The sequence below is a fragment of the Acetomicrobium mobile genome (genome assembly GCF_937920065.1).
The window spans coordinates 1-14226 of record NZ_CALETC010000068.1 but is presented as its reverse complement, the minus strand read 5'-3'; the positions used below and the strand labels follow the sequence as shown (position 1 = coordinate 14226).

Annotated in this window: 13 protein-coding genes; 6 read left to right on the top strand and 7 right to left on the bottom strand. The window is 47.5% G+C overall.

The window, feature by feature from the left end; translation table 11 throughout:
- Positions 1–34 precede the first annotated feature (34 nt).
- A complete protein-coding gene (locus Q7P41_RS02770) occupies positions 35–1384 on the bottom strand; it encodes an aspartate aminotransferase family protein (RefSeq protein WP_303881952.1) in 1350 nt (449 codons plus the stop codon).
- A gap of 413 nt (positions 1385–1797) precedes the next feature.
- Between Q7P41_RS02770 and fbp the strand changes: the two genes are divergently transcribed.
- From fbp to Q7P41_RS02740, 6 genes are all read left to right on the top strand, one after another.
- Positions 1798–2901 carry a fructose-1,6-bisphosphate aldolase/phosphatase gene (gene fbp / locus Q7P41_RS02765; protein WP_303881951.1) on the top strand — a complete coding sequence of 368 codons (1104 nt, stop codon included), beginning with the start codon at positions 1798–1800 and terminating at the stop codon, positions 2899–2901.
- A gap of 219 nt (positions 2902–3120) precedes the next feature.
- Entirely contained in the window at positions 3121–3975 is an 855-nt protein-coding gene (gene panB / locus Q7P41_RS02760) for a 3-methyl-2-oxobutanoate hydroxymethyltransferase (RefSeq protein ID WP_303881950.1), read from the top strand.
- 90 nt (positions 3976–4065) lie between these two features.
- Positions 4066–5328: a hypothetical protein gene (locus tag Q7P41_RS02755; RefSeq protein ID WP_303881949.1), complete on the top strand. Its 1263-nt coding sequence runs from the start codon at positions 4066–4068 to the stop codon at positions 5326–5328.
- A gap of 361 nt (positions 5329–5689) precedes the next feature.
- Positions 5690–5956: a YhdT family protein gene (locus Q7P41_RS02750; RefSeq protein WP_303881948.1), complete on the top strand. Its 267-nt coding sequence runs from the start codon at positions 5690–5692 to the stop codon at positions 5954–5956.
- A 33-nt stretch (positions 5957–5989) separates the two neighbouring features.
- Positions 5990–7486 (top strand): sodium/pantothenate symporter, encoded by a 1497-nt coding sequence (gene panF, locus Q7P41_RS02745; protein WP_303881947.1) that lies wholly within the window; start codon positions 5990–5992, stop codon positions 7484–7486.
- Positions 7487–7525: 39 nt separating this feature from the next.
- Entirely contained in the window at positions 7526–8743 is a 1218-nt protein-coding gene (locus Q7P41_RS02740; protein ID WP_303881946.1) for a M20 family metallopeptidase, read from the top strand.
- A 96-nt stretch (positions 8744–8839) separates the two neighbouring features.
- Here Q7P41_RS02740 and Q7P41_RS02735 read toward each other — a convergent pair whose 3' ends face one another.
- The 6 genes from Q7P41_RS02735 to Q7P41_RS02710 form a co-directional block, all read right to left on the bottom strand.
- Entirely contained in the window at positions 8840–10009 is a 1170-nt protein-coding gene (locus Q7P41_RS02735) for a glycerol-3-phosphate acyltransferase (protein ID WP_303881944.1), read from the bottom strand.
- Between the two features lie 34 nt (positions 10010–10043).
- Positions 10044–10901 carry a patatin-like phospholipase family protein gene (locus Q7P41_RS02730; RefSeq protein ID WP_303881942.1) on the bottom strand — a complete coding sequence of 286 codons (858 nt, stop codon included), beginning with the start codon at positions 10899–10901 and terminating at the stop codon, positions 10044–10046.
- On the bottom strand, positions 10898–11485 hold the full coding sequence (locus tag Q7P41_RS02725) for a Fe-S-containing hydro-lyase (RefSeq protein ID WP_303881940.1): 588 nt from the start codon (positions 11483–11485) through the stop codon (positions 10898–10900). Before Q7P41_RS02725 ends, Q7P41_RS02730 begins: the two co-directional genes overlap by 4 nt.
- 171 nt (positions 11486–11656) lie before the next feature.
- Positions 11657–12502, bottom strand: a complete 846-nt coding sequence (locus Q7P41_RS02720; RefSeq protein ID WP_303881939.1) for a fumarate hydratase — start codon at positions 12500–12502, stop codon at positions 11657–11659.
- A 135-nt stretch (positions 12503–12637) separates the two neighbouring features.
- Positions 12638–13759, bottom strand: coding sequence for a sodium ion-translocating decarboxylase subunit beta (locus Q7P41_RS02715; RefSeq protein ID WP_303881937.1), 1122 nt, complete (start codon positions 13757–13759; stop codon positions 12638–12640).
- A gap of 21 nt (positions 13760–13780) precedes the next feature.
- The coding region (locus tag Q7P41_RS02710; RefSeq protein WP_369693130.1) for a biotin/lipoyl-containing protein at positions 13781–14226 on the bottom strand (446 nt) is incomplete at its 5' end.

Genomic DNA, 14226 nt, shown 5'->3' with positions numbered 1-14226 from the left:
CTTACTAATTAATTGCTATTGCAAATTTAGTAAATCACTCTACGCTGCCTAACAACTTTTTTGCCGCCTCAGCCAAGCCCTCTTCAAGCTTGGCCAGTAATTCGTCCACTTGCTCGGAAGTTATGACTAGAGGAGGACCGATCAAGAAGTTATCTCCGTCGATTCCATCGACCATTCCGCCGCCCGGGTAAATGACAAGGCCCCTTTCAAGGCACTCTTTTGTGGCCAACCCGGCAGCGCCTTTGCCCTTCGGAAATGGCCTGCGGCTTTCTTTGTCCATGACAAGCTCCACGCCCCACATCAAGCCTTTTCCTCGGACTTCCCCAACGATGGGGTTGGATGCCTCTATCTCTTTGAGTCCTTTGCCAAGTTTTTCGCCCTGAATGCGGGCATTTGCAACTAAGTCGTGTTCTTTCATATAACGCAAGACAGCTGTCGTTGCTGCTCCGCTGACGGGATTACCGTTATAGGTGTAGCCATGAACAAAGGCACCGCTGCCGCCTCTTATTGTCTCGGCGATCTCGTTTCGAACAATTATTCCGCCGGTCGGGACATAGCCTGCCGCCATGCCCTTCGCCGTAGCAATAATGTCCGGGACCACATCCCAGTGGTTTACGCAAAAGTTTGCGCCAGTTCTGCCAAAACCGGTCATCACTTCGTCAGCAATGAGCAAAATGTCGTAACGATCGCATATTTCGCGAATTATCGGCCAGTATTCGTCGGGAGGAGTTAAAGCTCCAACAGTGGAGCCCACTATCGGTTCAGCTATGAAGGCCGAAATGTATTGCGATCCGATGTTTTTAATGAGATCCTCGAGCTGATGAGCGCAGGCAACGCCGCACCCGGGGTATTTTTTGTCAAAGGGACAACGATAACAATAGTGTGCTACGATTTTGGGAAATTCTTTAAAAAGAGGGGAATAAATACGACGCCTGGGGATGCTGCCCCCCAAAGCCATGGTCCCTATGGTACTTCCGTGATATGAGTTCCATCGAGCTATGACAAGGGCTTTAGACGTATGCATGCCGTCTCTTTCTATGAAATATTGGCGTGCAAGTTTTACGGCGGATTCCACGGCCTCACTCCCACCGCTTACAAACCACACATAATCCATTCCCTCCGGAGCAATGCTGGCGATTTCGTCGGCCGCTTCCTCAGCTGCCTTATTGCGCCATCGGGAAGTGTGGGCAAACTCTATTTTTTTCAGTTGCTCGGTTATCGCCTCGATGACTTCTGGGACGCAATGCCCTATATTAGATATCAAAGCTCCGCTGCAACCATCCAAATAGCGCTTACCCTCCTCGTCATAAAGATATATTCCTTCACCTCTAGCAACCAATGACATTGTTGCTTTAAAATTGCGTTGAAAAACTTTACCCCCCATATCCCTCGCCTCCAAGATTCGACTTAAAAACTTAACGTTAAATTAAATGACGTATACAATGATGCATAGGCTACGAAGTTATATATTTTTGAAGGATATCCTTCAAAAAAGAATGCTACACTCTACGTAGCTAATTGTCAAGAGCAAATAATGATATTGCTGAGGCGCTAATGTGACAATAAAGAAAGCTGCAACCGCTGTAAGAAGGGGCAAAGGGCCCTCATGGCCGAAGCAAGAAGTGTTTTTTGATATGATTGCACTTTTGACTAAGCTGCTTTTTATATTGCTACAAAAGCTGGTGTTTGATCAACTTTAACATTTGTGCAACTTAGTGTAAGATAATTGGCGTAAGCCTTTTTTAGAAAGGGACGATGTTTTTTTGCGTCTTGATCACAAAATAAAAGGGGGAGAGAATGTTGAGAGTAACCCTTACAGCGGTCAAGGCCGATATAGGAAGCATCGGAGGACACATTCGCCCGAGCGTATCGCTTCTTGATGAAGTAGAAAAGTCCTTAAAACCTCACTTGGGCAAAGACATAATCGACTTTCGCCTTTCCTTCACCGGAGATGACATAGCAATCCTCATGACCCACACCAATGGCACTGATAACCCGCTCATACATCAAATGGCCTGGGATGCTTTCAAGGCTGCCGCTGATGTAGCCAAAGAGGAGGGATTGTACGGAGCCGGACAAGACCTGCTCAAGGATGCCTTTTCGGGCAACATAAGGGGACTGGGACCCGGCATCGCCGAAATGGAATTCGAGGAAAGAAAAAGCGAGCCCTTTCTGCTTTTTGCCGCCGACAAGACCGATCCAGGCGCCTTCAATTTGCCTTTGTATTTGGCATTTTGCGATCCCATGTACAACAGCGGACTGCTTTTGTCGCCAAATTTGTTCAAAGGTTTTAAGTTCGAGATCATGGACGTAAACCACACTGAAGGCGATAAGGTCATAACGCTGGTGGCCCCTGAAGACCTTTACGACATGGCAGCGCTTTTAAGGGACCCCGAGCGCTACGTGATCAAAGCCATTTACTCGAGGACCACGGATGAAATAGCGGCCGTTGCAAGCACAACCAGGCTTCACAACATCGCGGGCAGATATGTGGGCAAAGACGATCCCATTCTTTTGGTTAGGGTCCAGGGAGTTTTTCCGGCTACGGGTGAAATATTGCAACCCTACGCCATGGTTCCCTACGTAGGAGGTTTCATGAGGGGAAGTCACAATGGTCCTCTAATGCCCGTAAAGCGAAACAGCACGGTGTCCTTCTTTGACGGCCCGCCCATCATAAGCTGCACCGCTTACTGCGTTAAGAAAGGAAAGTTATCAGAGGAAGCGGACGCCTTTGATCATCCTTTCTGGGATTACGTAAGAGAATTGGCCTCTAAGAAAGCCATAGAACTGCGGAGACAGGGTTTTTACGGAAACGCCATGCTGCCCTACGGAGAGCTCGAATATGGAGGTATAGTCGAAAGGCTAGAAAACCTGGAGGACAAATTCGAGATCAGGCATTAAAATTAAGATGGGAGGTTCTCCTCCCATCTTAATTTATTAAAGTGCTGTGTTTTAATAAGCGTGAAACTTTCCAAGAAATGCAGACACGCTCAAATCGTGCCAGAACCCGCCTTAATTTATCACGACCTTCCGCTGAATTGTAACGGTTGTAATGTGAATGTAGTCTTGGTCTTCTTAAATAAGTTATTTAATAAATTATATAAGCGGAGGAGGATCAGTATGGCAAAAAAGACTCGTTTGGACCTCATGAGAATGAAAGAATCTGGCGAAAAGGTGGCTTGGGTGACGGCTTACGACTTTCCTACGGCGTCCTTTGCCGAGCAGGCCGGCATGGACATGATCTTGGTGGGTGATAGCTTGGGCATGATCGTGCTCGGTTACCAGGGGACGATACCGGTGACCATGGAAGAATGCATCACCTGCTGTAATGCCGTTCGTCGCGGTGCTCCAAACACATTCTGCATAGGGGATATGCCCTTCATGTCCTACCAGATTTCAGACGAAGACGCCGTCTACAACGCAGGAAGGTTTTTAAAGGAAGCCGACATGGACGCGGTGAAACTTGAAGGAGGAAGGAGGGTGATAACGAGGATAAAGGCCATTGCGGACGCGGGCATGTTGGTCATGGGTCACATTGGCTTAACCCCTCAAAGCTCGGGGGTCCTTGGAGGATTTAAAGCCCAGGGAAGGGATCCCAAGAGCGCGCGAGACCTCATACTGGATGCCCGGGCCATTGAAGAAGCCGGAGCTTTCTCGCTGCTGCTTGAAGCAGTGCCTCCCGAATTGACGGAATTCATAACAAATGACCTTTCCATCCCCGTTTATTCCATCGGAGCAGGCATCCCTTGCGATGGGCAGCTTCTCATATGCGGCGACATGCTGGGACTGTTTGAGGCCTTTACCCCGAAGTTCGTAAAAAAATATGCCAACGTCGCTGAAATTGAGATAAAAGCCTTCAAAGAATACGTAGAAGACGTGAAGAAGGGAAGGTTCCCCACGGACGAACATTGCTACCACATATTGCCGGAGACGGCGGATGAGTATCAAAAGATGTTGGATGAGCTGAGAAGGTAGGCTTAAAAAGCAAAGGGCCTTTGGGTTGCAAGCCCACGAAAGGTGAAAATGAGCTTGGCAGTAATTTGAGAGCAAAGGAGGTTTTTCATCGTGAGTTGCGGAGAAATTTTGTGCCAGGATGCTTTAAAATCCCTGAATTGCTATTTGGCAGATCCAAAGAGCAAGCTTATCAGGGATATTGCAAATGTAATCAAAAAATACGGCTCCCCATCTGAGATAAACGAAAGGGCACGCGAAGCCAGGAAGGTTTCAAATCTGCTGCAGCGCTTGGGCAAGATTGACTCGCCCTACCTCAAGGACTTGGAATGGCTGATGGAACAAAAAGAAAAGAGGGCTTTCATCCCCATAAGCGAGTTCAGAAGGAAAGTCCTCGGAGATGAAGCCGATTTGATGCAGTTTGACGAATCAACCGCCGTTACGCTTGAAATCAGCGCCCTTCAATATTTCCCTTGGTTTATAACCGAAGCCAAAAGGGCGATCGAAAAGGGCGAAGTTATGCCGGGCCGTTTCATCAGGGTCAGGAACATGAAAGAACAAGAACGCGACAAAGGCGACATAATGGCCGTCGCCGCAGCGACTCAAATCGTGGGCGCAAGCTTGGTAGAGACTTTGGACACCAAGGGGACGGACGGCTCCAATATCCACTTGGGAGGACCTGAAACTTTGACCGGCTATTTCACCGGCGTGGGACAGCCAAACGACCACCCCGTACAGTGGGTCGACGAATATCTATATTACGCCATAAACTACGGCGTTCAGGAGGTATTAAACGTCAATCCCGGCTCGGTATTGGCAGGGCTCATTCTTTACAGGCTGGGCGTGGACATCAAATTCAAGATCTCTGTGTTCATGGGCACCGACAACTTATATTATCTATTCATTCTATTCGCCTTAGCGAAGATGCTGGCGCGAGAGGATGGTTCAACCTCTTTGTCCGGGATAAACATATCTAACTCCGTAAACGCCAAGACACTGCTTGCCATGGCACAGATGCGCAGAGACCTGGGCTTGGAGGACAAGGTCAGGATAGAACATCACATAACGGAGGCTTACAAGAGCATCGTCATACAGCCTTATTGCCGTAGAGGCGACTTGCTTGTAGCCCTAGAGCATGGCGTGCCCAACATCTCGGCCAAGCACGAAGGCGGCGACCCCGAAGACGAAGTAAAACTCGACCATCCTTCCGATATACTTGACTACTTCAGGGCTAAAGCGGAGATCGAAGAAGCCGGAGACTTCGAAAAGCTTGAGCAAAACTTCATTTATAAGCACATAGCGTTAAACCGCACGGCGGAAGAACTCACAAAAAGAGGGTTTTCCTTCATTGCGGCGACGGGGCTGCATTCACGATAATGGCGGAGGATGCAAGGTAACCGGATCATGTTGCCTTGTTTCTCACACAACTTGTGTATATGACATTAAAAAACAAAAGTTTCCCCTTTGAAAAATGTGTTAAACTCCTCTTTAAGCATGATAAGGCAGGACTCACATTCTATGATTACGGGTCCTGCCTTGTTACTATTCACGTTATCACGTAAATATTGAAGCACTCAATGCGCTGTTTCACAGATGACGATTTAGGTATACTTTTATCAGCGAATCTTTTGGAATTTACCGAGCGCTTCTCAAGGTCTGAAATAAATCAAGTTCTGACTTCGGATTGCTGAAGGATATAATTAGTTTTAACAATAAATTAATGACGGGGAGTGAAGTTATGACAAAAAAATATATCATTGACGAAGATCCGAGGTACAAGCAGACCAATAAAGAGACGTTATCGATGGTCATATTGCTAATTGCAAATATAGCCTGGTGGTTCATATTCGCCTATGGCTTGGGATCGAGCCCTCCGGAAAGTTATACCTACATTATGGGCTTCCCTGCCTGGTTTTTCTGGAGCTGTATCATGAGTTTTGTGCTCTTTAGCGTATTGGTATGGCTCGTAATATCATTGGTGTTTAAAGATATACCTTTAGATTAGAACTGATTACGGCGAAGAAAGCGAGGGAAGAAGATGAATTCAGCAAATCAGCATTTACCTCAAATATGGATTCCTGTGGCAATATATCTTATAGCAATGCTCTATATAGGTTATTACAGCAATAAGATTGTAAGCGCTTCAAGTAAAGACAAATTTTTAAGCGAATACTTTCTGGGCAGCAGGAGTTTTGGCGGCTATGTGGTGGCAATGACATTGGTAGCCACTTACGTAAGTGCATCCAGCTTCCTCGGGGGTCCGGGTGCTGCGTATACTCAAGGCCTTGGTTGGGTACTGCTTGCAATGACTCAGTTACCGACAGCTTATCTTACCTTGGGCATTTTGGGCAAAAGATTTGCCATAGTATCGAGAAAGGTCAAGGCAGTGACCATCATCGATGTCATCCGCGAGAGGTATGAGGACAACTCGTGGGTGGTTTGGCTTGCATCTATTGGGGCAATTATATTTTTAATTGTTGCAGTTGTGGGACAGTTCGTCGGCGGCGCCAAGCTTTTTCAAAGCATAACGGGGCTTCCTTATATGTGGGGACTTTTCTTATTTGGAGGAATCGCGTTGATTTATACCGCCATCGGGGGCTTTAGGGCAGTCGCGCTGAGCGACGCTATTCAGGGCACCGTAATGTTGTTTGGAACGATATTAATATTAGTCGTCACAATAATAGCAGGCGGAGGCGTGTCTAATATACTCCGTACCTTAAATTCTATTAATCCCGATTTGCTCACCCCCTATGGGGTAGATAACTTCATAGCTGTTCCGTGGATATCTTCCTATTGGGTGCTCGTTTGCATAGGAATTCTCGGTTTGCCCCAAAACGCCATTAGAGCTATGGCGTACAAAGACAGCAAGTCCATGCACAGGGCCATTGTCATCGGAACTGTAGTATCCGGTATTTTGATGTTGGGGCTTCATTTAACGGGCGCGCTTTCAAGGGGGATTATCGAGAAGATACCGGAAGGGCTAACGGTTGATCACATCATGCCTGTGCTTGCCATAAAACTACTGCCTCCGTGGTTGGTTGGCATATTTTTAGCCGCACCATTAGCGGCCATCATGTCCACGGTGGATTCACAGCTCATACTGATGTCAAGCACTATAGTAAAAGATTTATATCTAAACTATATAAATCCAAGAGCGAGCGAAGACCAGAAAAGACTGACTAATTTGAGCATGATATGCACAGCAATATTGGGGCTAATCATAATAATAGCGTCCATAAAACCCCCATCGCTCATTATATGGATTAATCTATATGCCTTTGGAGGATTGGAAGCCACATTTTTTTGGATGCTCATACTTGGCCTTTACTGGAAGAGGGCAAATGCATATGGAGCCATTGCATCCATGATAACCGGAATTGTGGGGTTTATCACTATAAGCAAGTTTTGGCCCAGACCCTTTGGGACTCATCCAATCGTCCTCACCTTGGTATTGGGATTGATCGCATTCGTGATTGCAACTTACGTAACCACTCCGCCAAAGGAAGAAACCATAAGGAAGTTTTGGGGCGCATAGCTCATATTAAGGGACTTGTATTAAAAGGAGCCGATTTTGTTGAACGTTGATGTTTTAAGTTTTATTGATGAAAAAGGACTTCTGTCTTTTACGAGGGAATTGATAAAAATTCCAAGCGTCCATGACCAGGAAGATGAAAGCGGGAACGAAGAAAGAGTGGCTATGTTCATAAAAGAAAAACTGGAAGAAATGGGGCTTGAGGTGTATTGCGAGGAGGTATCGCCCCACAGGCCCAACATAATAGCCATTCTTAGGGGCAATCGTCCCGGTAAGACGATATTACTGGAAGCACATTCCGATGTCGTAACTCCTGGAGATCCGGATTCTTGGGAACACGATCCTTTTGGTGCCGAGGTGGTTGACGGCAAAATTTACGGTCGTGGCGCATGCGATACAAAAGGCAACCTGGCATCCGCTGTAATTGCCGTCAATGCCATAAAAGACTCCGGCATCGACTTACCGGGCAAAATAATTCTTTGTATTCCTGTCGACGAAGAGGGAATGATGACGGGCATAAAGCACTTTATCAACCACGGGTGGGCCGATGATGTCGATGCAGCAATTATATGCGAGCCCGAAAATAATGAAATTTGTATTCAAATGAAGGGTGCCATAAGGATCGCAATAAGGGTAAAGGGAAAGATGGCCCACGGAGCCATGCCCTTTTCGGGGATAAATCCAAATTTGAGAATGGCCAGGCTCATAATAAAACTTCATGAACTGGAAAAAAGAGAGATTGACAGGCTGGGGTTCAATGAATATCTCGGATATCCAAGCATAACACCCACAGTAGTCATGTCGCCTTCCAGCGGCAAGGGACAGCTAAACGTGATTCCGGAAGATAGTTTGATTTATCTCGATATACGTACTGTGCCAGGCCAAGATGACGCAATGATCACGGACCAGATTGAGAATATATTCAAAGAGCTGAAAGCCTGCGACCAACAATTTGATGCCGAAATGAAGATCATCGAAAGAAGACCCTGCGCCTATACCGATAAAAACGAGCCAATTGTCAGGGCCATGGACAAGGCATATAGGGAAATTACGGGCAAAGATCCGATTTACAGCGGCGTGCCGGGCGCTACAGATGGGACCTTTTTATGGGCGTGGAAGAACATTCCCTTTGTCGTTACGGGTGCGGGTAAAAAAGATATCCCACATCAAAAAGATGAATACGTCGAGATAAGTCAGCTCATTGAAACAACAAAGCTTTATGCCAAAGCAGTAATTAACTACCTCTATGATGAATCGTAATACGCTGCTCTTTTCCGCCCAAAATATTGGGGTGTTCCGGGTGAACCCACGGAGCGATCAATATACAAACCTGCTTTTGCAAGCCCGGTGTGTCTTTTAGCTCAGGATGAATAATGTCAAAGCAGCTAAAGGACCTATTGTTAGATTGTCAAGCCTCCTCGGGGTAACTACTTCAACTAATGCAGTGACGAAAGAGGCCGCGATCATTACAAGAAAGGACAAGGGAAAGACCAACAGTTTGCTCAGTACGAGGCAGGATAACAGACAAACCACAAAACACCCGAGGCTCCCTTCCAGGGTCTTTCCTCTAATCAAGGGAGTCCTTCCAAATTTTAATCCGCACAAGGCTGCCCAGGCGTCACCTAAAATTAACATGACTAGGGCAAACACTCCAAAGGGATCGGAAAAGAAAGAGGCAAGGGCGCAACCGCACAAAAACATGGTGGTCGAGGAAATGTGCTCCGCCTCCTCCGCCCTCCCAACTGGAGCGAAAAGTTTTTTTACGCCTTCGTTGAACTTGGCCGAGCGATGTCGCAAAAACTCGATGACAATGGCAATCCCTGCGGATACAAGAAGCACCCTGCGAAGGACCAAATAGCCAAATAAGGGGTACACGAGTGCGGGAAAAACAAGCGCGGTATATCTGTAAAGTTTGCGCCTGACCAAGTGTTGGCCCAGGGCTTTTACAAAACAATCAAAATCATCGCGCAACCTACTCCACCCAACGACGAGCACCCAAACGACCAAGAAGGCCACAGTGCAGGCCGTTTTAAAGTCGATGGTTTCCCTGGCAAGGGAGATCAAGATCGGAAAGGGCCACATTAAGGCGAGCGAGGAAAGCAAACAACCTCCGAAGGTAAGCAGGGCTGTCGCAATCAGCAAGCCCGTCGCCATTGCTTCCCAGGGCATCATAACAACGAAGACACCTGCAGTAGCGGATGCACCGCGGCCACCTCTAAAATTTAAAAATATCGACCAGGTATGACCTATCACCGCCATCCAACCGCATAGAGGCCAAAAAAAGCTTGGAAGACCTGCAAGTTTGGCGACCAAAACGGCAAGGCCGCCCTTGACGGCATCTCCCACAGCGGCAATACAACCCGCAATGGGGCCCGCCAAGTACCATACATTGGTCGCCCCCACATTTTTAGTCCCCTCTTCGGCGAGATCGATCGGGGCCCTCATAAAAAGCTTGGCCACGATCGTACTCCAGGGGATGCTGCCTATGAGATAACATAAAAGCGAGACGCTTACGTACTTTAACATATACATCATCCCCCGATTAGCAAGTAACCCCTTGTTATTCCAATAGCTCCTCGATGGCGTGCATGCTCCTTTCCGCTGCCTTTCTACCTTCAGCGATTGCTACTGATGCTTTATCAAATTCCAACATGCGGATGTTCCGTACCCTGGGTGATATCAGGATATCGGGCGGATCGGCTGCCAAGCGATGCCTCGTCAGTCTCGTCTGAATAATCTGGCTTGAAACGGCAAGTATTTCCAAAAGATGTGGCATCTTCGCCTCATCTTCCTCGAGCGAATTGGCCTCATTGGTTTTGGGTAAACCCCAATGGGGCCCAAAGTATCTTCCAACTCTTTCTGCGTTTAAATCCACTGCAATGACGATGTCCCCGCCCAAAGCTCTACATAGCGATACGGGAACGGGATTTGCCAAAGCTCCGTCTCCCAGCAGCAAACCATTTTTTTGAAAGGGCATCAACATGCCGGGAGCAGATATGCTAGCCATGATCGCCTCGACGAGATCACCGGACGTCATCCATATCTCCATGCCGGTAGAAAGGTCTACCGACACGGCGCCAAACTTAACGGGCAATTCCTCTATCTTTACGTCACCTAAAACGTCTTGTAGCCACTGCATAATTCCCTTGTTATCGAAAAAACCGCCGCGAAAAATAAGGCGACCCATCATCCTCAACATGCCCATTTTGCTCAACGAATGAGAAGCTTCTTCCAAGTCATCAAGCTTCAAGGCTGCATAAAATCCCCCAACCAGAGCGCCCATGGAGCACCCACAAACTATTTCGGGATGTATGCCCTTATCGGCAAGTGCTCTTAGTATGCCTATATGAGCCCATCCTCTAGCCGCTCCGCTTCCCAAGGTCAGCCCGATCGTTGGACTGCCGTTTTTTGGATTCATGACCTTTCGTCCTCCTCTATCACCTTAAAGGTATGCCATTTTTTAGGCCCCATGGAATATAGGTCGTTGCCCTCGGAATCTATTACAACCAACAAAGGAAAATCCTCTACTAATATCTCATAAATGGCCTCCGGCCCCAGCTCTTCGTAGGCTATTACCTTGGAGGATTTTACTTTCATAGCCAACAAAGCTGCTGCTCCTCCAGTTGCGCCAAAGTACACCGCCTTATGAGATTTTATTGCAGCAATCACCGGTTCGCTCCTTTTTCCTTTGCCGATCATGCCCTTTAAACCCATTTCAATGAGCACTGGTGCATATCTATCCATGCGTCCACTCGTGGTCGGCCCAATGGATCCAACGGGTGTGCCCGGCTTTGCTGGAGCAGGACCTGCGTAATAGATAACCTGGCCTCGAAGGTCAAATGGAGGGGGATCGCCCTGTCTTAATGCCTTCAGCATCCTTTCGTGCGCTGCATCTCGAGCTGTATAAACAAAACCGGATAATAATACCCTATCCCCCATGTGCAAGCTTTCCACGATCTTATCGTTCAAGGGCGTTTTTATTCTTTTTGTCTTTATATTCATACAAGGTCTCCTGATCAATTCAAATTAGCGCTTCCTTAAAAGTAAAGCCTCAAGACTTTACATCCGGAAACATTAACCCTAGCTTTATTATTTAAATAACATAAGCCCTCAAAGAAGGCAACAAGCTTTTTTCTTTTAAAGACATCCTAAGCAGGCATTCCTAAAAACAGCCTACAGATGACCGCTTGCATGCCGAAGGGCGTTACAGCAAACGTTTACGGCCACGGGCAAACCTGCGATGTGAGTGGGCATAAACTCAACGTGAACATCAAGGGCTGTAACTCTTCCTCCATATCCTCCAGGACCTAAGCCCAAACCGTTAATCTCTTCAAGTAGTTTTTCCTCCAGCTGCGAGTAACGATCATCTGTATTTCTGCTGCCTACTGGCCTGAGTAACGATCGTTTAGCTAAAATGGGTGCGCTTTCAAAATTGCCTCCGATGCCAACGCCCACAATAAGTGGAGGGCAAGCGTTTTGTCCTTTTTGTGCCACGGTACTTTTCACAAAATTGATGACTCCCTCTTGACCATCGGCGGGCGATAACATGGCTAAAGCTGAAGCATTTTCGCTTCCCATGCCCTTGGGAACTACGGTAAATTTGGCTTCATTTCCGCCAACTAACCTGCAATGCACTATTGCAGGTGTATTATCGCCCGTGTTTTTTCTTTCGTATAGAGGATCGTTGACCACGGATCTTCTCAAATAATTTTCGAGATAAGCCTTTCTTACGCCTTCATCGATAGATTCCTGCAGAGAGCTGCCGACTAAAAGAACCTCTTGTCCCCAATCAACGAAGACAACCACCATCCCGCAATCTTGGCAAAGAGGCATCCTCTCTTTCCGCGCCAATTCAATGTTTTCAAGCAGGTCTTCTAAAACGGCTTGCCCGTAGTAGCTATCCTCATGAGCCTTCGCCAGGATTATGCCCTCCATGACATCCTCAGGAGCACATATGTTTGCCTTGATACATAAACTTTCTATTAAATTAGCAACTTCAACTGAATTTATCTCTTTCAAGGGAGTCTCTCCTTTTTTACAAAACACCCGGAAAGAATGCATTCTTTCCGGGTGTTTTGGCGTAAAAATATTTTCGCAGAAGTTTCTTTTAAAGGGAAACTTACTTTGCCGCTAACCGCAAATTCGGTTCGCTGCTTAAGAAAGCAATGTAATCATGACTCCGGCGGCAACAGCGGTTCCGATGACGCCGGCGACGTTGGGTCCCATGGCATGCATCAATAAGAAGTTCCCCGGGTCTTCTTTTTGAGAGACACGCTGGACGACCCTGGCGGCCATGGGAACGGCCGAAACACCAGCTGCACCGATCATAGGGTTGATCTTGCCGCCAGACAGCACCTTCATTACTTGACCAAAAAGCACCCCTCCGGCCGTGCTGAAAGCAAAGGCAATTAGTCCCAAAAGTACTATTTTTATCGTTGCTGGCGTTAAAAACACCGCTGCATCCATCGTGGCTCCCACGCTTATGCCCAAAAAGATGGTGGTGGCGTTAAGGATCTCGTTTTGAGCAGCCAATGAAAGCCTATCGGTAACGCCGCATTCTCTAAGCAAATTGCCAAACATTAACATGCCAATGATCGGAACAGAAGCGGGCAGAATTAATCCAGCTAACAGAGTCGATATGATCGGGAACAAGACACGCTCTCTTTTGGAAACGGGCCTCAGCTGTTCCATTCGAATTCGCCTATCCTGCTTAGTGGTCAGCAAACGGATGATGGGCGGTTGTATGATTGGGACCAAGGACATGTAGCTATAAGCTGCAACGGCAGTAGCGCCCAGCAAATGCGGCGCCAGCTTAGCGGCAACGTATATCGTAGTTGGGCCATCCGCTCCACCAATGATACCTATGGGACTGGCTTCTTTGACCGTGAAACCCAATGCCACAGCACCTAAAAGCGCGACGAAGACGCCTAACTGGGCCGCAGCGCCAAGTAAAAACGTTACCGGGTTTGCCAAGAGAGGGCCAAAATCGGTAAGAGCGCCTATCCCCATAAATATTATTATCGGAAATATCTCGTGCTCGATCCCGAAGGAGATGTACTTCAAAAATCCTCCTTCATCCATTATCCCAGACAGGGGCAAGTTGACCAATAGGCACCCAATCGATATAGGAACCAACAATAAGGGCTCGAAGCCCTTGCCTATGGCAAGGTACAAAAGGATTGCCGAAATAACTATCATCACGACGTTTCCCCACGTCAACCCAACAAAACCGGATTGTTCGAGAACGCCGGACAGAGCTCTGAGGTATACTTGCATTTTACAGACCCTCCTTAAGGGCTAAGCAATTATTACCATGGGATCGCCGGTATTTACATTGTCACCTTCTTTAACCTTTACATCCCTCACTACGCCATCGGAAGGAGCTAAAATTTCGTTTTCCATTTTCATGGCTTCCAAAATTAACATATTCTGTCCTTTTTTAATCTGCATGCCAGGCTGAACCAACACTTTGAGGATTTTACCAGGCATAGGCGCCGATATTGTGGCACCCCCACTGGGAGGCGCAGGTGCTACAGGCGCCGTTGGTGTCGGTTTGGGAGCAGGCGGGCTAACTGGAACGCTTGGAGCAGGCGGAGCTGCTGAAACATTAGTTGGCGCTGGCGGCTGGGTCGTGGCTTGGACTGACGGAGCCTGTGGCGCCACGGGTGAAGCTTGAGCATAATTTGACGTCGCGGCCCCAAGTTCCTCGACTGCAACTTCGTATTCTCTACCGTTTATGACTA

Excerpts from the sequence above, each read along its gene's own strand:
- Q7P41_RS02735 (WP_303881944.1), bottom strand. The coding sequence starts at position 10,009 with ATGTTAAAGTACGTAAGCGTCTCGCTTTTATGTTATCTCATAGGCAGC.
- Q7P41_RS02730 (WP_303881942.1), bottom strand. The coding sequence starts at position 10,901 with ATGAATCCAAAAAACGGCAGTCCAACGATCGGGCTGACCTTGGGAAGC.
- Q7P41_RS02770 (WP_303881952.1), bottom strand. The coding sequence starts at position 1,384 with ATGGGGGGTAAAGTTTTTCAACGCAATTTTAAAGCAACAATGTCATTG.
- panB (WP_303881950.1), top strand. The coding sequence starts at position 3,121 with ATGGCAAAAAAGACTCGTTTGGACCTCATGAGAATGAAAGAATCTGGC.
- fbp (WP_303881951.1), top strand. The coding sequence starts at position 1,798 with ATGTTGAGAGTAACCCTTACAGCGGTCAAGGCCGATATAGGAAGCATC.
- panF (WP_303881947.1), top strand. The coding sequence starts at position 5,990 with ATGAATTCAGCAAATCAGCATTTACCTCAAATATGGATTCCTGTGGCA.
- Q7P41_RS02750 (WP_303881948.1), top strand. The coding sequence starts at position 5,690 with ATGACAAAAAAATATATCATTGACGAAGATCCGAGGTACAAGCAGACC.
- Q7P41_RS02715 (WP_303881937.1), bottom strand. The coding sequence starts at position 13,759 with ATGCAAGTATACCTCAGAGCTCTGTCCGGCGTTCTCGAACAATCCGGT.
- Q7P41_RS02725 (WP_303881940.1), bottom strand. The coding sequence starts at position 11,485 with ATGAATATAAAGACAAAAAGAATAAAAACGCCCTTGAACGATAAGATC.